Raw genomic sequence first — 22,830 nt, forward strand, 5'->3', positions numbered from 1 at the left:
GTTAACAGTACTGTGCGCGAACGCCGTTGCTGTTAACCAAAACACAGAACGAGTGACAATGAATTTACAGCACCACTTTTTGATTGCGATGCCTGGATTACAGGACCCTTTGTTTAAGCGCTCAGTAGTCTATATCTGCGAGCACAATGACGACGGGGCCATGGGTTTGATCGTCAATAAACCGATGGATAACTTAACGGTTGACGGGATTCTTAAAAAACTAAAAATCTCCCCGACGCTACGCGATCCTGAAATCAAACTGGATAAACCGGTATTTTCCGGCGGCCCGCTGGCGGAAGATCGCGGCTTTATTCTGCACTCGGCGCAGAGGGTGTTCTCCTCCAGTATCCGGGTTTCCGATAACACGGTGATCACCACCTCACGCGATGTGCTGGAATCGATCGGCACTCCCGAGCAACCCGAACAGGTGCTGGTTGCGCTGGGTTACTGCGCGTGGGAAAAGGATCAGCTGGAAGATGAGCTGCTGGAAAATGCGTGGCTCACCACCCCGGCGAACAGCAATATCCTGTTCCATACGCCCATCGCCGAACGCTGGCGCGAAGCGGCGAAAAGCATTGGGGTCGATATCCATAATATCACCAGTGAAGCAGGCCACGCCTGATGTCGACCATGACGCTACTGTCGTTTGATTTCGGCACCAAAAGTATTGGCGTGGCGGTTGGCCAGCAACTTACCGGCACCGCACGCCCGCTGACAGCAATCAAAGCCAATGACGGCATTCCCGACTGGAACACTATCGAGCGTCTGCTGAAAGAGTGGCAACCCGATCGGGTGGTGGTTGGCCTGCCGCTGAATATGGATGGCACCGAACAGCCGCTTACCGCCAGAGCGCGTAAGTTCGCCAACCGCCTGCATGGCCGCTTTGGGGTGCAGGTTGAACTGCATGACGAACGCCTGAGCACCGTGGAAGCGCGTGCCGATCTGTTTGCCCGCGGCGGTTTTCGCGCGCTGACCAAAGGCAGCGTCGACTCACTCTCTGCGGTGATTATCCTGGAAAGCTGGTTCGAGAATCACTAAAACGCCCACTCCCCTGCCCGCGATCCACGGCACAATCCACCACCGCACCTTCGGCAATACGCTCACGCCAGCTCTGCTCAAAGGTGCGCATACCGGCCAGCATCCCGGTCTGTAACAGTCCGGGCAGCTGGTGGTTTTTGCCTTCGCGGATCAGATTCGCCACCGCCGGAGTATTAATCAGCACCTCAAACAGCGCCACCCGGCCCGCAACAACGCCAGGCACCAGACGCTGGGCAATAACCGCCCGCAGGCTGCCCGCCAGCTGGCAGCGCACCAGGTTTTTTTCCTGCGCCGGAAACACATCCACCAGCCGATCGACAGCCTGCGACGCACCGCGGGTATGCAAGGTCGCCAGCACCAGATGACCGGTTTCCGCCGCAGTCAGCGCCAGGCGGATACTCTCACTGTCGCGCAGCTCACCGAGTAAAATCACATCGGGATCTTCCCGCAACGCCGCGCGCAGTCCCTCACAAAACGAGCTGCAGTGCTGGCCAATTTCCCGCTGCTGGATCAATGACTGCTTGCTGTGATGGATAAACTCGATCGGATCCTCAAGGGTGAGGATATGCAGATCGTGCTGCTGATTAAGCAGATCAATCATCGCCGCCAGCGTGGTAGATTTTCCGCTGCCGGTGGCGCCGGTGATCAGCAACAGGCCGTCCTGCTGCTGTAACAATGTCGGGATAATATCAGGAAGTCCCAGCGTCTCCAGCGGCGGACAGTGGCTGGCGATCAGGCGCAACGCCAGCGACACCCCATGGCGTTGCTGAAACAGATTGGCGCGCAGACGAACGCCGCAGCTTAACGTAAGCGCGAAATCGACATGGCCGGTAGATGCGAAACAGGCGCGCTGACTGCTGTCCAGCCAGCCCATCGCCAGCGATTCCAGCGCGCCAGCACTGATTTTTGCTTGTCCGGGAATCGCTGACAGGCGTCCCTGACAGCGCCACTTTGGCGAATGACCACTGCACAGGTGCAGATCGGCGGCGTTATGCTTTACACTAAGGGCCACAATTTCTTCCATATCCATAAAGTTCTCCCTGACTATGATCTCAATCCAGCAAAACCTACAGGAAGTTCGCCAGCGAATCTCAGCGGCGTCCGAACGTTGCGGCCGCGATCCAGCAGAAGTTACGCTGCTTGCAGTCAGTAAAACCAAACCTGCGAGCGCGGTCGAAGAAGCAGTCGCCGCCGGTCAAATCGCATTTGGTGAGAATTATGTGCAGGAAGGGGTCGATAAGATTCAGGCGCTGGCCGCTTACCCGCAGCTGGTCTGGCACTTTATCGGCCCGCTGCAATCCAACAAGAGCCGGCTGGTAGCAGAAAACTTTGCCTGGTGTCATACCGTGGATCGGCTGCGCATCGCGACGCGTCTGAACGAGCAGCGCCCTGCGCATCTGGCGCCATTAAACGTGCTGATTCAAATAAACATCAGTGACGAACAGAGCAAATCTGGCATCATGCTGGATGCGTTACCTGATCTGGCGCGGGAAATCGCTCAGCTGCCGCATTTGCAGTTGCGCGGCTTAATGGCTATTCCGGCGCCGGAAAGTGATTATGCGCGCCAGCTGGCGGTGTGCCAGCAGATGGCCGCCGCGCTGGAACAGCTTAAGCAGGACTATCCGGCCGTCGATACGCTCTCTCTGGGAATGAGCGACGATATGGATGCCGCAATCGCGGCTGGCAGCACCATGGTGCGTATTGGCACCGCAATTTTTGGCGCGCGGGATTACTCGCACGCCACTCACAACAATAACTGAGGAACCCCATGCTGACGTTGACTTTTCTGGTAACAACGATATTTAACCTGTACGTCAAAGTGTTGTTACTGCGCATCTGGATGCAGTGGGCAAGATGTGATTTCTACAACCCATTCTCCCAATTTGTGGTGAAAATTACCCAACCGGTAGTCAAGCCGCTGCGACGTGTGATCCCATCAATTGGACCGCTCGACAGCGCCTCGCTGCTGCTGGCGTATGTGATTAGCGTGCTGTCGTTTACGCTGGTGTTCGCCATTCAGAGCCGGGTCTTTATCTTTGATCCCATCTTCCTCTATTTTGGCCTGGTTTCCGTGGTGAAAGCGGCAGGTGTGCTGGTGTTCTGGGTGATTATTATCCGTTCCCTGATGAGCTGGATCAGCCAGGGGCGCAACCCGGTTGATTACGTGCTGATTCAGCTGACCGAGCCGCTGATGGCGCCGGTACGCAGAATTATCCCGGCCATGGGCGGCATCGATTTCTCGGCGATGGCGGTTATTCTGATTCTGTATATGCTGAACTATCTGGGTATGGATTTTATTCCTGGCTGGGCGCAGCTGTAATTTTATTTTGTCGTCAACGATTGTGGATCTGTTATGCAAAAAGTTGTTCTCGCAACCGGTAACCCGGGCAAAGTCCGCGAACTGGCCGACCTTCTGGCGGCCTTTGGCCTCGATATCGTGGCGCAGACCGATCTCGGTGTAGAGTCTGCCGAAGAGACCGGTTTAACCTTTATCGAAAACGCCATTCTGAAGGCGCGTCATGCGGCGCAGATCACCGGTTTACCGGCGATTGCCGATGACTCCGGCCTCGCGGTCGATGCGCTGGGTGGCGCACCGGGGATCTATTCGGCGCGTTACGCCGGAGAAGATGCCAGCGACCAGCAGAATCTGGAAAAACTGCTGGTGGCGCTGCAGGATGTGCCGGACGAACGTCGTCAGGCACAGTTTCACTGCGTGCTGGTTTATCTGCGTCACGCTGCGGATCCGACCCCGCTGGTGTTTCACGGCAGCTGGGAAGGGGTAATCACCCGCAGCGCCGCCGGTGAAGGCGGTTTTGGTTATGATCCGATCTTCCATGTTCCGGCGCTGGGTAAAACCGCCGCGGAACTGACTAAGGATGAGAAACGCGCGGTTTCCCATCGGGGTAAAGCATTGACGCTGCTGCTGGATGCTATGCGTAATGTCTGAGCGTCCACCACTTAGCCTGTATATTCATATTCCGTGGTGTGTGCAGAAGTGCCCCTACTGCGATTTCAACTCGCATGCGTTAAAGGGCGAGGTGCCGCACGAAGAGTATGTGCGCCACCTGCTGGCCGATCTGGATAACGATCTGCCGTTAACCGGCGGCCGGGAAGTTGGCACCATTTTTATCGGTGGCGGCACCCCCAGCCTGCTGAGCAGTGAAGCGATGATGCTGCTGATGGACGGCGTGCGCGCGCGCCTGCCGCTGGCGCCCGGGGCGGAAATTACCATGGAAGCCAATCCGGGGACGGTGGAAGCCGATCGCTTCAGCGGCTATCAGCGTGCCGGCATCAACCGTATCTCCATTGGCGTGCAGAGCTTTAACCCGCAGAAGCTGCAGCGTCTGGGACGTATTCACGGCCCGGAAGAGGCAGTGCGCGCGGCGCATCTGGCCGCCGATCTCGGCCTGCGCAGTTTTAACCTCGATTTGATGCACGGCCTGCCGGACCAGACGCTGGAAGAGGCGCTGGACGATCTGCGCAAGGCAATTGCGCTGAATCCACCGCATCTCTCGTGGTATCAGCTGACGATTGAACCTAATACCCTGTTCAGCTCGCGCCCGCCGGTACTGCCGGATGACGACGCGCTGTGGGATATTTTCGAACAGGGTGACCAGCTGCTGACCGCTGCCGGTTATCAGCAGTATGAAACCTCTGCCTATGCCAAAGCTGGCTATCGCTGCGAACATAACCTTAACTACTGGCGCTTTGGTGATTACCTCGGCATTGGTTGTGGCGCGCACGGCAAGCTGACGCAGGAAGATGGGCGGATTATTCGCACCACCAAGACACGCCATCCGCGTGGCTTTATGGCCGGAAAATATCTTGACCGTCAGCATGAAGTGGAAGCCAGTGAGAAGCCGTTTGAGTTCTTTATGAACCGCTTCCGCCTGCTGGAAGCTGCGCCGCGTGAGGAGTTTGTACGCTATACCGGATTAGATGAGTCAGTGATTCGCCCGCAAATCAATCAGGCGCTGGCGAAAGGATATCTGACGGAAACGCCGGAACACTGGCAGATCACCCATCAAGGTAAGTTGTTTCTTAATTCATTGCTGGAACTGTTTCTGGCGGATTGACAATATTGACGCGGGCGGCGTTCTCGCCGCCCGCTGGCAAAACAAATTATTTCACGCCCGCTAACACCTCTTTGCGCTGCGTTTCCAGCACGGTAACGCGGTTGCAGACTTCATGACCAAAGTTCTGGAAATCCTGCTCCTGCTTGCTCCACTCGTCTTTTACCGCCTGCTGCAAACCGCCCAGATTGCCCATAATCGCCTGTAACGGATTATCGCTGGCGCCCGCCTGCTTTTTGCCCATCTCATTCAGACTGTCCTGCACCAGACCACCCAGCGCATTCTGCGCCAGACGTTCTCCGTCCTGACGCACCTGGTCAATCGCCTGGTGGTGGAAGGTCAGACCGTCGCTGCGATGCTCAATAATACGGTTCATCTGCTGCTTCAGCTGGCTGCTCAGAGTGGTCAGACGCGAACGCGCATGGCTTTCACTGCCCAGTTTCTCGACAATCACGCCATCCAGCGCCACACGCCCTTTTTCCAGACGCTGTGTAGCGCCCTGATCGATCCATGGCAGATCGCGACGCAGGGCATTCTGATAATCAATCGCTTTCTGGCGGGTCGCGGTATCCACGTCCACCTGCTTACCATTAAACTGCAGATTACCCTCAGGAGAGATCACCAGATTGCCGCTGGCGCCAACCACCTGCACACTTTGTGGTTTAATGACCACATCATCCTGTGGCTTCACACTACACTCATAAGCGGCCTGCGCCTGACCTGCGGCCAGCAACAGTGTGATAACCAGTGCTTTACGAATCATGAACTCTCCTGAATGAAAATATTAAGGGCGGCGATAACGCCGCCCCTACGGCAGATCCAATGCAGGGGCGGCGTTATCGCCGCCCACAGTTAATTAGTCCCACCAAACGTCAAACAGTTCAGAAACACGCACATCTTTCAGCTCGCGTGCTTCCAGCCATTTGCGTACCAGCGCCTGGTGTTCTTCAGTACATTTGCCGATCTTCTCCAGACAGATCAGCCCTTCCCACTGCAGGTAGCCGCTACCATCAAACGCCAGACCGTTCGGCTCGATCACTTCATTAATCAGTGCATCAACGGTGGTATCGATCTCTTCTTCGCTGCTGCCTTCCGGGAAGGTGAAGTTAACGGAGAAACCGAGTTCCTGGAACTCATCGATATGCATTTTCTTACGAAGACGACGACTGCGTTGTGTAGCCATTATTTAACCCTCTCAAACATCAGATCCCAAACACCGTGACCTAAACGCTGGCCACGCTGTTCAAATTTGGTCAATGGCCGCGATTCAGGACGCGGCACATAGTTATTCTCTTCCGACTGATTCTTGTAACCTTCAATGCTGCTCATCACTTCCAGCATATGTTCTGCATAGGCTTCCCAGTCGGTGGCCATATGGAAAGTACCGCCCAGCTTCAGCTTACGCATCACCAGCTCAGCAAAGGGCACCTGCACAATACGGCGTTTGTTGTGACGCGCTTTGTGCCACGGATCCGGGAAGAACAGCTGCACCATCCGCAGCGAATTATCCGGGATCATATGCTCCAGCACTTCCACCGCGTCATGACACATCACGCGCAGGTTATCGGCGCCCGCTTCATGGGCGGTAGCCAGACAAGCGCCGACGCCCGGCGAATGCACTTCAATACCGAGGAAGTTCTGCTGCGGATTATTTTCCGCCATCGTCACCAGCGAAGCGCCCATGCCGAAACCGATCTCCAGCACCACCGGCGCTTCGCGGCCAAACAGCCCGACCAGGTCAACAGGCTCCGCCTGATACTCAACCCCCATCACCGGCCAGTAGTTATCCAGCGCCAGCTGCTGGCCTTTGGTTAACCGGCCCTGACGGCGGACAAAACTGCGGATACGGCGCATCGCGCGCCCGTTTTCATCAAAATCGGGTGAAATGACGTCATTCTTCATGTGGCTGCCTGTTAATCTGCGCATTCAGGAATATGCGGGCATTATGCAAAGTTAAGGCTGAGAAGCAAGCCCCACAAAGTTCCGGTTTACAGCATCCGGCGTCTGTGCTGCAATTCCAGCCTGAGTGTAGAGTAATAACGGAAAATTTCCTCCTGATGATGCAAGCGCAACAGTTCGCGCAACAAGTGCTGGACTGGTATCAGCGCTTCGGTCGCAAAACCCTGCCATGGCAGTTAGAAAAAACGCCTTACAAAGTATGGCTCTCGGAAGTGATGCTGCAGCAAACCCAGGTTGCTACGGTGATCCCCTACTTTGAGCGCTTTATGGCGCGATTCCCGACGGTGACCGATCTGGCGGCAGCGCCGCTGGATGAAGTGCTGCATCTGTGGACCGGTCTCGGCTACTACGCCCGTGCGCGCAATCTGCACAAAGCGGCAAAACAGGTTGTGGAGCTGCATGGCGGAAAATTCCCGCAGACCTTCGAAGCGGTCGCCGACCTGCCGGGCGTCGGCCGCTCAACGGCAGGCGCAATCCTGTCGCTGGCGCTGGGTCAGCACTATCCGATTCTGGATGGCAACGTTAAACGTGTGCTGGCGCGCTGCTACGCCATTGATGGCTGGCCGGGCAAGAAAGATGTCGAAAAGCAGTTATGGGATATCAGCGAGCAGGTGACGCCAGCCGCTGGCGTCAGCCAGTTTAATCAGGCGATGATGGATCTGGGCGCGATGGTCTGCACCCGATCAAAACCAAAATGCGAGATCTGCCCGGTAAACCTCGGTTGTGTGGCATATGCCAACAGCAGCTGGGCGCAGTACCCGGGCAAGAAGCCGAAACAGACGCTGCCAGAACGCACCGGCTGGTTTTTACTGATGCAGCGTGGCAGCGGCGTCTGGCTGGAACAGCGCCCGCCTGTCGGCCTGTGGGGCGGCCTGTATTGCTTCCCGCAATTTACCACCCTGCCAGAACTGCAACAGTGGTTAACCAGCCGCGCGATTGATGGCAGCCAGTTAAGCCAGATGGTAGCCTTCCGCCACACTTTCAGCCATTTTCATCTGGATATCGTGCCAATGTGGCTGGAACTGCCTTCTGCACGTGGAGCCATGGATGAAGGCGCGGGTCTCTGGTATAACTTAGCGCAGCCGCCGTCTGTGGGACTGGCCGCTCCGGTTGAGCGGCTGCTGCATGAATTACGGCAACCACAGCAAATGACGCTGAATACACGCGCGACACAAGAGGAAGAGTAATGAGCCGCACAATTTTTTGCACGTTTCTGCAACGCGATGCCGAGGGACAGGACTTCCAGCTCTATCCGGGCGAACTGGGCAAACGCATCTATAACGACATTTCTAAAGAGGCCTGGTCGCAGTGGATGACCAAGCAGACCATGTTGATCAATGAGAAAAAGCTCAGCATGATGAACCCCGACGATCGCAAACAGCTGGAACAGGAGATGGTGAAATTCCTGTTCGAAGGCAAAGATGTGCATATCGAAGGCTATACCCCGCCAGAAGAATAACGAATCAGGGCCTGTCGCAGGCCCCATTTTTTGGGCTAAACATTGTCAAAATGAAAAAAAAATTTATTGCCTTGCTACTGTTAGCACCGCTGTTGATCTCCTGCTCAAGTAATAAAAAAGATGCATTCCACGAAGAATGGGTAAAGGACACCAACGGTTTTGATATTTTGATGGGTCAGTTTGCCCATAACATTGAGAATATTTGGGGTATCAATGAGGTTTTGATCGCCGGTCCGAAGGACTACGTCAAATACAGCGATCAGTACTATACCCGCAGCCATATCAACTTTGATTCGGGCAGCATTACCATTGAAACCATTGCCGGCACCAATCCGACAGCCAGCCTGCGCCAGGCGATTATCACCACCCTGCTGATCGGTGAAGATCCGGGCAATGTCGATCTCTACTCTGACGCCAACGATATTCAGATCAGTAAAGAGCCGCTGCTGTACGGTCAGGTGCTGGATAACACCGGCCAGCCGATCCGCTGGCAGGGTCGCGCCGCCAGCTTTGCTGATTATCTGATTCAGAATAAGCTGCAACGCCGCAACTCCGGTCTGCATGTGATCTGGTCGGTTACCATTCCGATGGTGCCAAACCATCTGGATAAACGTGCGCATAAATATCTGCCAATGGTACGCAAAGCGGCGGAGAAATATGGCGTCGATCAGTCGCTGATTCTGGCGATTATGCAGATTGAATCAAGCTTCAACCCCTATGCGGTCAGCCATGCGGATGCGCTGGGCCTGATGCAGGTGGTGCAGCATACCGCAGGTGTCGATGTGTTCCGTCTGAAAGGAAAATGGGGCAAACCGAGCCGCAGCTATCTGTTCGATCCGGAAAACAATATTGATGCCGGTACGGCTTACCTGTCGATTTTGCAGGGCAGCTATCTGTCCGGTATTTCCGACCCGACTTCACGTCGTTATGCGGTGATTACCGCTTATAACGGTGGCGCGGGCAGCGTATTGCGCACCTTCTCCAGCGATAAGAACAGCGCTTTCAGTAAGATTAACGGAATGTCGTCGGGGGATGTCTATCAGACCCTGGCCAACGACCACCCGTCGGCGGAATCACGTCGTTATCTGGTGAAAGTCAGTAAGGCGCAGAAAGCCTATCGTTTTTACTGATAGCGCAGCAATAAAAACGGCGAGCATTAGCTCGCCGTTTTGCTTACGGGAAAATTCCCCTGGTGTTGGCATCAAAGTGATGTAGAAATGGGTAGCTGGTGCAAATTCCTGGCGCGGGCGGCGTTCTCGCCGCCCGCATGCTTGTTAGCGATTAATCTTTTTAAACTGCCTGGTGGTATCCGTCAATGCCACTTCTGTCGGCAGACGCTCCATCGAGCTGGCGCCGTAGAAACCATCGCAAAGCGGGCAGTTATCGAGAATATATTGCGCGTCTTGCGGCGTTGAAATCGGGCCGCCATGACAAAGTACAATCACGTCCTCACGCACCGCTTTAGCGGCCTGCGCCCACTGGTTAATCAGCGGTACACAATCTTTTAATTTCAGTGCGGTTTCAGCGCCGATATTGCCGCCGGTAGTCAGTCCCATATGCGGCACGATAATATCTGCACCGGCTTCGGTCATCGCCACCGCATCCTGCTGGCTAAACACATACGGCGTGGTCAGCATATCTTTCTGATGCGCCAGGCGGATCATCTCCACTTCCAGCGCATAGCCCATACCGGTCTCTTCCAGATTGGCGCGGAAGTTGCCGTCAATCAGGCCAACCGTTGGAAAGTTCTGCACGCCGGAAAAACCCAGCGCTTTAAGTTCGTCAAGAAAGCGGTCGAACTGGCAAAAGGGGTCGGTGCCGTTAACGCCCGCCAGTACCGGGGTGCGCTTCACCACCGGCAACACCTCTTTCGCCATATCGACCACAATCTCGTTGGCGTTGCCATACGCCAGCAGACCAGCCAGCGAACCGCGTCCCGCCATGCGATAGCGTCCGGAGTTGTAGATCACAATCAAATCGATCCCACCCGCTTCTTCGCATTTTGCCGACAGGCCAGTGCCTGCGCCGCCGCCGATAATCGGTTCACGGCGCGCGATCATTGCCTGAAATCTGGCCAGTAACTCCTGGCGCGTAAATCCAGCCATAACTATTTCTCCCGGGCTACGAGGGCGCGAAACGCCGCCACCGCTGCTTCTGCAAACAACCGATCGTTGATGTTGTAAGGCAGATAATGAATTTTGCGCTGGTCAGTCTGTAACAGTTCCGCCTCCAGCGTGCTGATAAACGCCTGATTCGCCTGCGGCGACCAGAACGGCTGATCGTGCGCATCCAGCGCCGAGAACCCACCCTGTGGGATCAGAAAGCGCACCTCGCCTTGACAGCGATTAAGTTTGGCCGCGATCCACTTCGCCATCGCCACATTCTCTTCAGGCGTGGTGCGCATCAGGGTAACCTGCGCGTTGTGGTGGTAGAACAGCCGGTCGGCATATCTGGCGGGTATCGTCGACGGATGGCCAAAATTAACCATATCCAGCGCGCCACAGGAGATAACACAAGGCGCCGCCGAACGGGCAATGGCGTCAAAACGATCTTCGCCACAGGCCAGTACGCCACCAGACAGTAAATCACACACCTCGGTGGTAGTCAGATCGAGGACACCAGCCAGCATTCCGCTGTCCGCCAGTTTCTCCATCGCCTTACCGCCGCTACCGGTCGCGTGAAACACCAGGCAGTCATAATCCCCTTCCAGCGCCTGACTCACCGCCTGAATACAGGGGGTGGTGACGCCAAACATGGTGAGCCCCAGCGCCGGTTTATCACTGGCGTCAGGTTCAACCTGAAACAGTACCGCCCCGGCAATCTGATGCGCCGCATTGCCCAGTACCTGGCGCGAAATGCGATTAAGGCCGGAAACATCGGTTACCGAATAGAGCATGCTGATATCGCTGGCGCCGACGTAACCGGAAATATCGCCGGAAGCCATAGTCGACACCATCACTTTAGGAATACCCACCGGCAATGCCTGCATCGCTGGCGTAATCAGCGCCGTGCCGCCGGAGCCGCCAAGACCAATAATGCCGGCAATATCCTCACGCTGACTAAGGAAAATATCAAATGCGTCAGCCATGGCGTTAATCGCACGGCCACGGTCGCCACAGAACACTGCGGCCCTGCCCTGCGGGTGGAAATCCGCCACGGTTTCGGCGCTAAAATCGGCCGCTGAGTCGCTGCTAAGTGTCTGAGTGGACAGATCAACTGTAACCACTTTCGCGCCACAGGCAGCAATCAGATCGCGAACGAAATACAGTTCCTTTCCTTTAGTATCTGCCGTTGCCACGGCGTAGATGTAGCCGGTACTCTCTTTCATTTCTTTGGCTCAATCCTGTTATTTATGTTAATAAAGAGTTGATAAACCTGAAATAAAAACCACAATATCCTTTGTGATAGAAACTGTCACTTTCAGCCGGGATTACAGTACCACCCATTTAATTGATAAATCAATAGAATGAAACTGTAGTCTCATTCATTATTACACCGAGCCTGAAACGCTATCAGTACAGGACAGGGCACAGTTTATCATTGCCAGCATCCATTAAGTAACTGAAATCAGGCACATTTATACAGAGGTTATTGTGGTTCAAAAGGAAAACCAAGAAGCTATGTCGATGACATCTACTCGCGCACGAACGCGCCGCCTGCTGATCAATACTGCCATGCAACTGTTTGATGGAGGCGCGTTTCCCTCGATCAGTGAAGTTGCTCAGGCAGCGCAGCTGTCGCGTGCTACTGCCTATCGTTACTTCCCAACGCAAAGCGCACTGGTGACCGCGATTGTCGGCGAAACCCTGAGTCCGATGAATAGCTGGCAGCCAAGTCAGAAAGAAGCCAGTGCGCGCATTGATGAATTGATGACCTTCGCCTTTCCGCGAATGTTGCAGCATGAAGGCACGCTGCGCGCGGCATTGCATCTGTCGCTGACCCAGTGGGCGCAATCGCAGTCACAGGATGCGATTCCGATCAAAGAGCGACTGGTGCGCGGCAACCGTAAACAGTTACTGCAGAAGGTGGTGGAGCCGCTGGCCAGCGAGCTGCCGCCGGAACTGATGCAACGCGTACTGCATGCGCTATCGCTGGTGTATGGCTCAGAGATTTTTCTGGTTATGAAGGATATCTGGGGCTGTGATAACGCTGAGTTGCAGGATGTGGCGAAATGGATGGCGAAAGCCATTGTGCGTCAGGCGCGGGAAGATGCGGAGGCGTTATCGCCCTGCAATACCGGCTCGTAAAACTGTAGAGGCGGCGTTAACGCCGCCCGTATTGCTGGCGGGTGTTTTTGTCTGTCAGCCAGACGGGAGCCGATAACGGCTCCCCTACAGATTTATGCAGCAGCGTTTTACGCCATCACATAACCGCACAAACGCTTCACACCGCGCTCATCGGCTTCGGCGTAAACACCCTGCAGCTCCGGTGAAAAACCTGGCAGCAGGTTAATTCCCTCTTCCAGCGCGAGGAAATAGCGCTGCACCGCGCCGCCCCACACTTCGCCAGGCACCACGCACAACACGCCCGGAGGATAAGGCAGCGCGCCTTCCGCGGCGATACGCCCTTCGGCTTTGGCGATCGGCACCAGCTCGACGTTGCCGCGAATAAATTCGATATTGGCATCCTGCGGATTCATCGCCACTTTCGGCAGACTCTCCTGACGGAACATCGCTTTCTGCAGATCTTTCACCCCGTAGCTGACATAGAGATCGTGCATCTCCTGACACAGACGGCGCAGGGTGTAACCCTGATAACGCGCAGCGTTTTTGCGATACACCGTTGGCAGCACATCACACAGCAAGGCATCATCTTTCACATGCTGCTCAAACTGCACCAGTTTCGCCACCAGATGCGCCATTTTATCGGCGCTTTCCGCTGGCGTCAGCAGGAACAGAATCGAGTTAAGATCGCACTTCTCCGGCACCACGCCATTCTCACGCAGATAGCTGGCGAGGATGGTGGCCGGAATACCAAATGAAGCATATTCGCCAGTGGCCGCATCAATGCCCGGCGTGGTCAGCAGCAGCTTGCACGGATCGATAATATATTGATCGCGTGCGTAGCCGTCGAAGCCGTGCCATTTTGCCTTCGGCGCAAAGCTGAAGTAGCGCGCATCGCTGGCGATAGTTTCCGTCGGCGCATCCTGCCACGGCTTGCCGTCGACGCTGTCCGGCAGAAACGGCTGAATCATCTCGCAGTGCGTCAGAATCGCTTTACGCGCATCAATACCGAGCGTAACGCACTCATGCCACAAACGACGCCCCGCCGCGCCCTGGTGTATTTTGGCATTGACGTCGAGCGCGGCGAACAGCGGATAGAACGGACTGGTTGAGGCGTGCAACATAAAGGCATTGTTCAGGCGTTTATGGCTGCAAAAACGCTGCTGACCGCGAATATGGTTATCTTTTTTGTGAATCTGTGAAGTCTGCGAGAAACCGGCCTGCTGTTTATGCACCGACTGAGTAACAAAAATACCTGGATCTTCGGGTTTAAGATCGAGTAACAGCGGCGAACAGGCTTCCATAACCGGAATAAACTGCTCGTAGCCAACCCATGCCGAATCAAACAGAATGTAGTCGCAGAGATGGCCGATACGGTCAACCACCTGACGGGCGTTATACACCGTGCCGTCATAGGTGCCGAGCTGGATCACCGCCAGACGGAACGGACGAGCTTCCGCAGCGCGTTCCGGCGCGACTTCTTTGATCTGCTGGCGCAGATAGCGCTCGTCAAAACAGTGCGCATCAATACCGCCAATAAAACCAAACGGATTGCGCGCGGTTTCCAGATAGACCGGCGTCGCGCCCGCCTGGATCAGTGCGCCATGGTGATTGGATTTATGGTTATTACGGTCAAACAGCACCAGATCACCACGCGTCAGCAGGGCGTTAGTCACCACTTTGTTGGCGCTGGACGTGCCGTTCAGCACAAAATAGGTTTTATCGGCGTTAAATACCTTGGCGGCAAATTTCTGCGCATGTTTGGCGGAGCCTTCATGAATCAGCAGATCGCCAAGCTTAACGTCGGCATTGCACATATCAGCGCGAAACACATTCTCGCCAAAGAAATCAAAAAACTGACGTCCGGCCGGATGCTTTTTAAAGAACGCCCCGCCCTGATGACCGGGACAGGCGAAGGTGCTGTTCCCCATCGCGACGTATTTGGTCAGCGTATCGAAAAACGGTGGCAGCAGCGCGGCTTCATATTGCGCGGCGGCAGCTTCCAGTCGCGCGGCAGACTCAGCGTCGCCGGTCAGTAAACCGGTGACTTCCGGCAGCGCCTGACGCTGCTCTGCGCCGTCCAGCGCGATAAACACCGGCAGATTAAAACCGGTGTGGCGCAGCAACGCCAGCATGCCGCTGCGGGAATCCGCAACGGAGACGACCACCGCCGCCACATCGGTAAAATCGGTACTATCCAGCGCAACGATGTCGCGGGTGGTGTGGAGGTTCGGCGCAATGGCGGCGCTGGCGGCAATTTTCAGTGTTGTCATAGCTCAAATCCCTGCCGGTCAAGGATGAGGGGTGCCATAGGCACATCCCAGGAACAGGCTCCAGCCGGAGGCCATTCCTGACGTAATATGTCAGCGTTCGACTAAGCAGAATTGGCTTCAGCTATAACCGATAGACATCAGTAAAATCAGATCGCGTCTGTTTTTACTCATGTCCAACAGCAAGCACAGACGGCCTCACCGCATGGTGAGAGAGTGTATCGATGGGGTGTTGCAGTGTGACGATCGCGCGTAGTGCGACATCCGAAGATGGCGGGAACAAGTGCTCTTTTTCAGCATTGAACCGTTCATGGCGGCGACCTCAAATGAATGGTGATGATATGGCTGCAAAATTTGCGCAATAATGGCATTATTTTTTTTCAGACACAACCCGCTAAAGTGAATTAAATCCCAAAAACGACAAACCACTAACTCTTTGATTAATAATGATAGTTATCAAATAAACGCAATATAAATGTTTATTAATCCGTTAGTTATGCAAATTCCAGTCAGTTTCCGATCCAGGCAGATTTACCGTTCAGCTAACCGCCAGCAGCGGGAAACCGCCTCCGTTACGAGGATTTTCGGATCGGGCCGCACCGATGCGGCAATCCACTCGACCTGCTTAAGTACCTGCTGCGCCGAACTGTTACTGGTAAGCACATACTCTTTCAGCGGCAAATAAAAGCGCGCACCTGAGACATCTTCAATTAAATTGGAATAGCCCGCCGCCAGCAGCAGATCGTGCATCCGTTCAAGATCGTCATAGGTGGCCTGATTCAGTTCTATACGAACAGTAAAATTAGCCATTGTAATATCCTTTTTTTAATAGCAGCGATTAAAGTCTGGCTTTGCGCAGTTTAAAAAAAGCGTTAATTTTTTTCATGGCAGTATCATTATTCGATATCGCAAAACCAAAATAACCCATCATTATATAATATATTTTTCTGACGATTTTATTTATCAGGGTATGTTGTAGTGAAATGATCGTATTGCTATGACTGAGTGCATTATTGCTGTGGTTAATTTCCAGCACATGATCCATTGCCTCGGGAGAACAGGTTACCGTAGTACCCGATAATTCGATAATTTTGCTAATCCACAAATCGTCAGTTTTAGGCGCTACTTCAATAAAAGCATCAATATTAAGTAATTCGCGACGAACATGCCGACGGGCAATCACACACCCCCCGACACCGGTGATAATAAAGTTAGCGGTGAAATTGGTCGGCGTCGCGCAAATCTTATAATGATTGTAGCTTTTATCAAATCCCAGCACATTTTTACTCTTTACCCGAATCCGCGCGGCGATGACATGTTTACCCTGATGCTGATGGTAAGATTTCAGCAAGGTTTCCAGCCACATGCTGCCATAGATAACATCATCATCGGCGTAAATAAGCACATCATCAAGTTCTGCTGCACGCAGCGCCGGAATAATTTTTCGATAAGGCCCTGTGTTTCTTACATGGACGATTTTGACGATATTTTTAATCCGGTTAATTTCCGGCAGCCAGCCTGGATATTCATTAATACCTTCATCAGACATATAAGGCTCACGCGAGACCCAGATAATAATAGTGTCTGGCGTAAACGTCTGATGTATCAACGACCACACTGTGGCTGAACATAAATCCAGCCGACCGCGTGTCGTGGTTAAGTTTAGGTTATACATTATGCTTTCCGCCCTGATTGATAAGCTAACGTAAAAATCGTTGATACATCATTTTCTTAACCGTCCGTGATACATGACTGCGATCGCGCCAGATAAACAGATATAAATTTCGTTGTACTAATAGTGAGTCAATCATCGCCAGCGGATTACTGAAACAGAGGCTAATTAACGATCGTACTGACCATTCAGCATAGAGCGCCACCGCCTGCTGGCTGAATTTTTGCACCATATCTTTCCGCGCTTCCTGGAAAGCGGATAAGCGGTCATCAATATATTGTCCATCTTTAACCGAATTGGTCAGGGAACCCTCGGTGATATACTGGAAATATAATCTTTTGCTGATCACTATAATTTTCGCCGCATGGGCAATCAGGCGCAAAGTAAACAGATGATCTTCATGGGACTTACGCGGCGTAAAACAGGCATCACTCTCCTGCGCCAGCCTGCGGCGGAATACATAGGTCCACACCGCCGCGGTATAGGCTTTGCGATCCAGCAACCAGCGCAAAAAACCATCGGCGTCAGACCATACCCGGTCTTCAGCAAAGCATATTTTGTCGCTGATCCGCTGCTGCGCCCCCTTGCCATACACCCTCACCGAACTGAAATAGAGCAGATCAGGCTGCTGAGCAATCTGCTCCAGCACGGTAATCACAAAGTCCGGCGCGACAGCATCATCAGCGTCGCAAAAAAACAGATATTCTCCGCAGGCCAGCATCATTCCCCGGGTGCGCGCCGCCGCCGCACCGGCGTTAGCGGTGGTATATAAATTAAAGTTTCCCTGCTGATGCCTGGCGATAAAGCTTTTAATCACGCGCTCGCTGGCATCGCTTGATCCATCATTAATCAGAATCACTTCCAGCAGAGGGTCACGCTGCCGCCAGAGAGATTCCAGCAACGAGAGGATAGTGCCAGCACAGTTATAACAGGGGATAACGATGGATAACCTCATGTTACCGCCCTCTTTATCATTACCGCCTGGATGGCGAGCTGGCGAAACTCGCGTACGCTCTGGCTGGGGGATAACAGAATGGTCAGGGTATAAACCATGACGCCGGTAAAAATGGTTAGCGCCAGTAGTTCACTGTGCCGCAGTGCAGCGGCTTGCTGATTTATCAGGCTGCATATCACCAGCATCGGCATAACATGCAGTACCGGCACGCTAATCGCACGGAAATATGCCACGCCGATATTGCCAATACAGGGGCGTAGCAGTAAAAAATAGCCAAGCGAGGTATTAACAACCTGAATAATCAGGAATGAGCAGACAATGCCCGGCAGACCAAAGGTGGTGCCCATAAACCAGGTCAGCGGGATGCCAGCCAGTAATTTAACAATGCCAAACCGTACATTGAGATACATTTTGGCCTTCACCAGCAGTACCGCAATCACCGCGGTATCAATCGATCGCACTGCGCCGACAATACAAAGCAACTGGATTACCGGAATAATAAAATGCCATTTATCGGCAAAAAATACCTTTACCAATGGATCGGCGATCAGCAACATACCGGTTAATAACGGGAAATTAACCAGCGCGCTAAAGGTCGTCACTTTTAAAAAAGTCTCTTTCAGCCGCGACGCATTATGACCAATCTGGGAAAAAGCGGGAAACAAGGCGTGTGACAGTACCGGGTTTAACTTTTCAAATAAGGCGATACTGATACTGTATGCGATACTATAACCGCCAATCGCGGTAATACTGATTAACCGGGACATCAGCACCGGATAGGTATTAATACTGATCTGATTAATCAACGAATCCATCACCAGTTGTGTGCCGTAATGCAGATGGTTGTTAATCGCACCGATACGAAAGCGGAACTGCCAGGCCATTAATGGCCGTGCAGCCCAGCCCGATGCGACGGCATTCACCATTGAACTGACCAGAAAGGCCAGCGCGATGCACCAGCTGGTGTGGTAAATCAAGGCCAGACTAATGGCGACAATAAAGTTGGTGATCGTCGCGGCGATGTTAATTTGCGCCAGCGGGCGGAACTGCATCTCACGGGTCAGTAACGCCCGTGGCTGCAGGCCAAATGAGAGAATAATAAAGCCCAACGCCATCAGGCGAATCTGGCTGGTTAGCATTGCGTCTGCTTTAAATAAAGCCGTAATCTGCGAACTTAACAGCAGGATCACTACGCAGATAACCACACCCAGCACCACATTAACCACATACAACGATGATAACTCATCCGCCTGCAACGATCGGCTGCGGATAATGGAATTGGAAATACCAAAATCAATTAACATCATGCAAAATGTACTGACAATCAATGCGGCGCTGACCACGCCATACTGCTGAGTGGTTAATAAGTGAGAAAGCGCCCACAGTAATATGATACCCAATGATGTGGTAATCAGGGTGGCAAGCAGATTCCATTTTACTGCACTAAGTGTTTTATTTCTTAATGACATAATAAATCCTGGTTGGTGGTCAAACAATGGGCAAGCGAAGCCGTTATACCAGCCAAATCAGTAGCAGGCGTTAAACTGCAAAGCATAGTTAAAAATGATATTAAAAGGTGGTGACAGACTTTCCCTCTTACGCCAATATCAGCATATTTTTAATGCGAATCAATACAGGGGTTATTTTTTAGGACAAATGATTAAATGCATTAATCTTAAAATAGCTATAGGGAATTATGATTTAAGTCTGTTTTAATTTAAATTTTATTGGTTAACTTTGCTATTAGCTGGAGCTTAATTCCAGAAAACACTTCTGTGTTTTAGTAATGATATAATTGTTATGATTTTTATTATTACTGGCGCTGTTATTAAGCGCTGGTTTCATCCATAAATGATGCATACTTTTTAAACGGCGGGGTTTCGTGCCAAAAAACACACATCGCAGGGTAATCTGTCGATTTTCGCGGCAAAGGGATGAAAAAGAAAGCAATCGCGCTTTCTGCCGGGAAAAGTATTTGACGCTCCGGCCTGCATAAGGTTTAATGCGCCCCGTTGCCCGAATAGCTCAGTCGGTAGAGCAGGGGATTGAAAATCCCCGTGTCCCTGGTTCGATTCCGGGTTCGGGCACCATCATTTATAAACGGACGTCTTCGGACGTCCGTTTTGCGTTTTAGCGTCACCAGGTTATGTTGCGTTGCCGGAAAGCAGATTTAATGCGCAGATACGCTAAACGGATAAACCCCATTTAACATATCATCGATAACATCCAGTACCGCTTCATCATTGTGATCCCCGGCCTGATAGCGCGCGGCCTGGCGAATCTCCTCGCTGGCGTTGGCCATACTAAAACTGTACCCCGCCTGCAGCAGCATTTCGCGATCATTACCGCTGTCGCCAATCGCCATCACCTCTTCATCGGCAATACCCCAGCGCTGCTGCAAGATTTTCAGCCCGTGCGCTTTATGGATACCGGGAATAATCAGATCAACAAAGCCAAAGCCGCTGGTCACCGGAGTCAGGTCGCCATTCAGCGCCTGACTCAGATGCGCCTTAAGCTGCGGAATGCGCGTATCTTCCAGCGTCAGGGCAATTTTAAAAATATCATCGCCGATCTCATCCACTGACTGATAACGCTGCAACCGATGGTAATGCCGCGACATCAGCGCCACCACCTTTTCCGGCGCACGCTGATGTAACCATGCGGTCTGTTTACCGCACACCACGGTGTAAATATCGCTAAACGGCTCAAGTTCGCTGAGAATGCTGACCACCAGCGACTGTGGAATATGGCCGCAGTAGATCTCTTCCCCTTCGCTTACTACACAGGCGCCATTCTCGGCAACAAAGGAAATCTCACCGGCAATCTGCGGGAAAAAGCTCAGCAATTGCCAGAACTGATTGCCACTGGCCACCACAAAACGTATCCCCTGCTCGCGCATCGCCAGGTACTGTTGCTGAAAACGTTCACGGTTATAGTTTTTTGAGGCATTGAGGAAGGTTCCGTCCATATCAACTGCGACTAATTTTACTGACACGCCTGCACCTGCTGATTAAGTAAGATGGGGGAAGTACGTTTATCCTATCCAGAAAAGGGGTGGCGTAACAGGGATGTCTCTGCCGGTTTCGATCCCCTTTTAAGGTTTTGTGTGGATTGTCGATGCAGCTAATAGCCAATCACTAATCAATCTCATTTTTTACATGACAAGCCCGCCCGCTCTGTGCAGGATGGATTTTATTTTTCCAGGGTAAACAAATGAGCGCCAAAACGGTTTCGCTTGAAAGCCGCATTCGCCAGTATTGGGATCAACTCTCCAGCCATGAACAGCGTCTGGCGGATGTGGTCCTCGCGGCGCCGGGTCAGCTGGCGATGAATACCGCCACGGAACTGGCGATCAGCGCCGGCGTATCGAAAGCCACCACCACGCGTTTTTTTCGCCACCTCGGTTATGAAAACTATGAAGAAGCGCGGCGCCAGGCGCGGGAAATGCAAAACAGCGGCTCACCACTCTACCTGCAGGACTTTCAGAGCGGCTCGCCGCTGGATACGCTGATCCAGAGCCATCTGGAACGCGAGGTCGCCAATCTGGTTAACTCTTATCGCGCTCTTGATACGCAACAGCTGGATCAGGTGATCAGGACGATTGCCGGCGCGCGGCGCATTGTGCTGCTTGGCTGGCGTCACAGCCAGACCATCGCCGCCCTGATGTACCGCGATCTGGTTCATGTGCATAACGATGTGCGCCTGCTGCCGCGCGCCGGGGATTCACTGGCGGAATATCTGGCCGCATTAGGGCCTGAGGATGTGGCGATCTGCATCGGCTTACGCCGCCGTATGCCAGCGCTGGAAGCGGCGATGAACGCCATGAGCGAACTTAAAGTACCGATGCTCTATCTCTCCGATGTGCTGCCCGGCAAAGCGGCAAAACAGGCGACCTGGGTGATTCGTTGCCATACTGACGGCAGCCTGATTTTTGACAGCACCGCCTCACTCTCCGGAGTATGTAATCTGATCTGCTCGCTGGTGGCGCGTGAGCGCGGCAAAGTCAGCAACGACCAGCTGACGTTAATCGAATCGGTTCATCAGTGGCTTGATGAGCTGGAGTAACCCAGAGCTGCACCATGCTATCGCGATGGTGCAACTGCTCACTTACTGCGCACCATTTTAGTGCGCAACAATGTTCCGCCGCCCCGTGCTTTTCACGCCACATGAAACCAATGAAAAATAATTTTACGATAATGAAACACGTGTTTCTCGGTGATTCTTAAGGATTATTACTTTTCTCTGCCACTCCGCTGCCTGCTGTGCTGCATAATCTGGCACGAAACCTGCCTTACTCCTGATGTATCTCACCAACATCAGGGAACACCATAATGAAAAAAATCACATTACTTATTGCTGCAGCTGCACTGCTCACCGCGGGATCCCTCAGTGGCTTCGCCCGCGCCGATACGCTGGCGGATATTAAATCCAGCGGCACCATGACCGTCGGCGTCGATCCTACCTTTCCCCCATATGAGTACACCAACGATAAGGGTGAAGTGGTGGGTTACAGCGCCGAAATTATGAAGTCAGTGGCCAAAGCGCTGGGCGTGAAACTGGAGTTTCAGAAGACGGCCTTTAGCGGCATCATTCCCGGCCTGATTTCCGGTTCCTTCCATGCTGAAGGCTCCTCGCTTAACGTCACTGCCGAGCGCGCGAAAAAAGTGCTGTTTACCGTGCCGTTCAGTAAAACCGTCAACGCCGTACTGGTACGCCATGACGAAGCAGGAAAATTCGCCAGCAAGCCGCTGAAGATTGAAGATCTTGCCGGTCTGCGCGGCGCCGCCAAAAGCGCCAGCGTGCCTGAGCAGCTGCTGAAAACCTTTAATGAAACGCTGCAAAGCAAGGGGCTGAAGCCGATCACCATTATCAGCGTTGATACGCTGGATCAGACGGTCAGCACGCTGATGACCAAACGCGCCGACTTTGTGATCGACGATATCTCGGTGCTGGCGCCAGTGGTGAAGAAATATCCGGCAAAAGTGGCGCAGGTCGGCGACATCGGTCCGTCACAGTGGATGGCGTGGGCAACGCGTAAAGATGACAGCGCACTGAACAAAGCCATCAGCGACCACATTCTGGCGATGCAGAAATCCGGCGAACTCGGCGCACTGCAAACGCAATATCTTGGCACCACCTTTACGGTTCCGGCCGACAACTTCATTCCTCAGGAGTAAGGCC

The 22,830-nt window shown here is 53.3% G+C and carries 24 protein-coding genes and 1 tRNA gene; 13 read left to right on the forward strand and 12 right to left on the reverse strand.

Annotated elements, in window-relative coordinates:
• Positions 1-58: 58 nt before the first annotated feature.
• Entirely contained in the window at positions 59-622 is a 564-nt protein-coding gene (locus J2125_RS06990; RefSeq protein ID WP_017803491.1) for a YqgE/AlgH family protein, read from the forward strand.
• Positions 622-1,038 carry a Holliday junction resolvase RuvX gene (gene ruvX, locus J2125_RS06995; RefSeq protein ID WP_017803490.1) on the forward strand — a complete coding sequence of 139 codons (417 nt, stop codon included), beginning with the start codon at positions 622-624 and terminating at the stop codon, positions 1,036-1,038. The genes J2125_RS06990 and ruvX overlap by 1 nt, the downstream gene beginning before the upstream one ends.
• Here the strand turns inward: ruvX and J2125_RS07000 are convergent.
• Complete coding sequence (locus tag J2125_RS07000) at positions 1,007-2,068, reverse strand: type IV pilus twitching motility protein PilT (protein WP_017803489.1); 1,062 nt, start codon at positions 2,066-2,068, stop codon at positions 1,007-1,009. The two genes, ruvX and J2125_RS07000, sit on opposite strands and share 32 nt — an antisense overlap.
• Positions 2,069-2,084: 16 nt before the next feature.
• On the opposite strand from J2125_RS07000, the gene J2125_RS07005 reads away from it, so the two are divergent.
• Genes J2125_RS07005 through hemW form a run of 4 tightly spaced genes read left to right on the forward strand, consistent with a single transcriptional unit; the run spans position 2,085 to position 5,114 of the window.
• On the forward strand, positions 2,085-2,798 hold the full coding sequence (locus tag J2125_RS07005; protein ID WP_017803488.1) for a YggS family pyridoxal phosphate-dependent enzyme: 714 nt from the start codon (positions 2,085-2,087) through the stop codon (positions 2,796-2,798).
• Between the two features lie 8 nt (positions 2,799-2,806).
• Positions 2,807-3,358 (forward strand): YggT family protein, encoded by a 552-nt coding sequence (locus tag J2125_RS07010; RefSeq protein ID WP_017803487.1) that lies wholly within the window; start codon positions 2,807-2,809, stop codon positions 3,356-3,358.
• A 33-nt stretch (positions 3,359-3,391) separates the two neighbouring features.
• Positions 3,392-3,985 carry an XTP/dITP diphosphatase gene (locus tag J2125_RS07015; RefSeq protein ID WP_017803486.1) on the forward strand — a complete coding sequence of 198 codons (594 nt, stop codon included), beginning with the start codon at positions 3,392-3,394 and terminating at the stop codon, positions 3,983-3,985.
• A complete protein-coding gene (gene hemW, locus J2125_RS07020) occupies positions 3,978-5,114 on the forward strand; it encodes a radical SAM family heme chaperone HemW (protein ID WP_017803485.1) in 1,137 nt (378 codons plus the stop codon). The genes J2125_RS07015 and hemW overlap by 8 nt, the downstream gene beginning before the upstream one ends.
• A 46-nt stretch (positions 5,115-5,160) precedes the next feature.
• On the opposite strand, the gene J2125_RS07025 is transcribed toward hemW, so the two are convergent.
• The 3 genes from J2125_RS07025 to trmB all read right to left on the reverse strand — a co-directional run bounded on the left by J2125_RS07025 (position 5,161) and on the right by trmB (position 7,013).
• Entirely contained in the window at positions 5,161-5,874 is a 714-nt protein-coding gene (locus J2125_RS07025; protein ID WP_017803484.1) for a YggN family protein, read from the reverse strand.
• Positions 5,875-5,967: 93 nt separating this feature from the next.
• Positions 5,968-6,294 carry a YggL family protein gene (locus J2125_RS07030; protein WP_017803483.1) on the reverse strand — a complete coding sequence of 109 codons (327 nt, stop codon included), beginning with the start codon at positions 6,292-6,294 and terminating at the stop codon, positions 5,968-5,970.
• A complete protein-coding gene (gene trmB, locus J2125_RS07035) occupies positions 6,294-7,013 on the reverse strand; it encodes a tRNA (guanosine(46)-N7)-methyltransferase TrmB (RefSeq protein ID WP_017803482.1) in 720 nt (239 codons plus the stop codon). Before trmB ends, J2125_RS07030 begins: the two co-directional genes overlap by 1 nt.
• Positions 7,014-7,168: 155 nt before the next feature.
• Between trmB and mutY the strand changes: the two genes are divergently transcribed.
• From mutY to mltC, 3 genes are read left to right on the forward strand one after another with little or no spacing between them, the layout of a single operon-like run.
• A complete protein-coding gene (gene mutY, locus J2125_RS07040; protein ID WP_017803481.1) occupies positions 7,169-8,257 on the forward strand; it encodes an A/G-specific adenine glycosylase in 1,089 nt (362 codons plus the stop codon).
• Entirely contained in the window at positions 8,257-8,529 is a 273-nt protein-coding gene (locus tag J2125_RS07045; RefSeq protein WP_017803480.1) for an oxidative damage protection protein, read from the forward strand. The genes mutY and J2125_RS07045 overlap by 1 nt, the downstream gene beginning before the upstream one ends.
• 50 nt (positions 8,530-8,579) lie before the next feature.
• Positions 8,580-9,659: a membrane-bound lytic murein transglycosylase MltC gene (gene mltC / locus J2125_RS07050; RefSeq protein ID WP_017803479.1), complete on the forward strand. Its 1,080-nt coding sequence runs from the start codon at positions 8,580-8,582 to the stop codon at positions 9,657-9,659.
• A gap of 144 nt (positions 9,660-9,803) precedes the next feature.
• Here the strand turns inward: mltC and J2125_RS07055 are convergent, their stop codons facing one another.
• A complete protein-coding gene (locus J2125_RS07055) occupies positions 9,804-10,634 on the reverse strand; it encodes a phosphoenolpyruvate hydrolase family protein (protein ID WP_017803478.1) in 831 nt (276 codons plus the stop codon).
• A 2-nt stretch (positions 10,635-10,636) separates the two neighbouring features.
• Positions 10,637-11,857 carry a Tm-1-like ATP-binding domain-containing protein gene (locus J2125_RS07060; protein WP_017803477.1) on the reverse strand — a complete coding sequence of 407 codons (1,221 nt, stop codon included), beginning with the start codon at positions 11,855-11,857 and terminating at the stop codon, positions 10,637-10,639.
• Between the two features lie 292 nt (positions 11,858-12,149).
• On the opposite strand from J2125_RS07060, the gene J2125_RS07065 reads away from it, so the two are divergent.
• Positions 12,150-12,776 (forward strand): TetR/AcrR family transcriptional regulator, encoded by a 627-nt coding sequence (locus tag J2125_RS07065; protein ID WP_017803476.1) that lies wholly within the window; start codon positions 12,150-12,152, stop codon positions 12,774-12,776.
• A gap of 107 nt (positions 12,777-12,883) precedes the next feature.
• Here the strand turns inward: J2125_RS07065 and J2125_RS07070 are convergent, their stop codons facing one another.
• From J2125_RS07070 to J2125_RS07090, 5 genes are all read right to left on the reverse strand, one after another.
• Complete coding sequence (locus J2125_RS07070) at positions 12,884-15,025, reverse strand: ornithine decarboxylase (RefSeq protein WP_017803475.1); 2,142 nt, start codon at positions 15,023-15,025, stop codon at positions 12,884-12,886.
• Positions 15,026-15,553: 528 nt separating this feature from the next.
• Positions 15,554-15,832: a type V toxin-antitoxin system endoribonuclease antitoxin GhoS gene (locus J2125_RS07075; RefSeq protein ID WP_017803474.1), complete on the reverse strand. Its 279-nt coding sequence runs from the start codon at positions 15,830-15,832 to the stop codon at positions 15,554-15,556.
• A 28-nt stretch (positions 15,833-15,860) separates the two neighbouring features.
• Positions 15,861-16,697, reverse strand: coding sequence for a glycosyltransferase (locus J2125_RS07080; protein ID WP_017803473.1), 837 nt, complete (start codon positions 16,695-16,697; stop codon positions 15,861-15,863).
• 25 nt (positions 16,698-16,722) lie between these two features.
• Complete coding sequence (locus J2125_RS07085; RefSeq protein ID WP_071590561.1) at positions 16,723-17,649, reverse strand: glycosyltransferase family 2 protein; 927 nt, start codon at positions 17,647-17,649, stop codon at positions 16,723-16,725.
• Entirely contained in the window at positions 17,646-19,118 is a 1,473-nt protein-coding gene (locus J2125_RS07090) for an MOP flippase family protein (RefSeq protein WP_017803471.1), read from the reverse strand. Before J2125_RS07090 ends, J2125_RS07085 begins: the two co-directional genes overlap by 4 nt.
• 545 nt (positions 19,119-19,663) lie before the next feature.
• On the opposite strand from J2125_RS07090, the gene J2125_RS07095 reads away from it, so the two are divergent.
• Positions 19,664-19,739, forward strand: a tRNA-Phe gene (locus J2125_RS07095).
• 80 nt (positions 19,740-19,819) lie between these two features.
• On the opposite strand, the gene J2125_RS07100 is transcribed toward J2125_RS07095, so the two are convergent.
• Complete coding sequence (locus tag J2125_RS07100) at positions 19,820-20,644, reverse strand: Cof-type HAD-IIB family hydrolase (protein ID WP_026111694.1); 825 nt, start codon at positions 20,642-20,644, stop codon at positions 19,820-19,822.
• Positions 20,645-20,862: 218 nt separating this feature from the next.
• Here J2125_RS07100 and J2125_RS07105 point away from each other — a divergent pair, with 218 nt between their 5' ends.
• Both J2125_RS07105 and J2125_RS07110 read left to right on the forward strand, forming a co-directional pair.
• Positions 20,863-21,714 carry a MurR/RpiR family transcriptional regulator gene (locus J2125_RS07105; protein ID WP_017801142.1) on the forward strand — a complete coding sequence of 284 codons (852 nt, stop codon included), beginning with the start codon at positions 20,863-20,865 and terminating at the stop codon, positions 21,712-21,714.
• 266 nt (positions 21,715-21,980) lie between these two features.
• The gene (locus J2125_RS07110) at positions 21,981-22,826 is read left to right on the forward strand and encodes a transporter substrate-binding domain-containing protein (protein ID WP_017801143.1); all 846 of its coding nucleotides are present in this window, start codon (positions 21,981-21,983) and stop codon (positions 22,824-22,826) included.
• Positions 22,827-22,830 lie beyond the last annotated feature (4 nt).

The organism is Winslowiella toletana (genome assembly GCF_017875465.1).
GTDB lineage: Bacteria > Pseudomonadota > Gammaproteobacteria > Enterobacterales > Enterobacteriaceae > Erwinia > Erwinia toletana.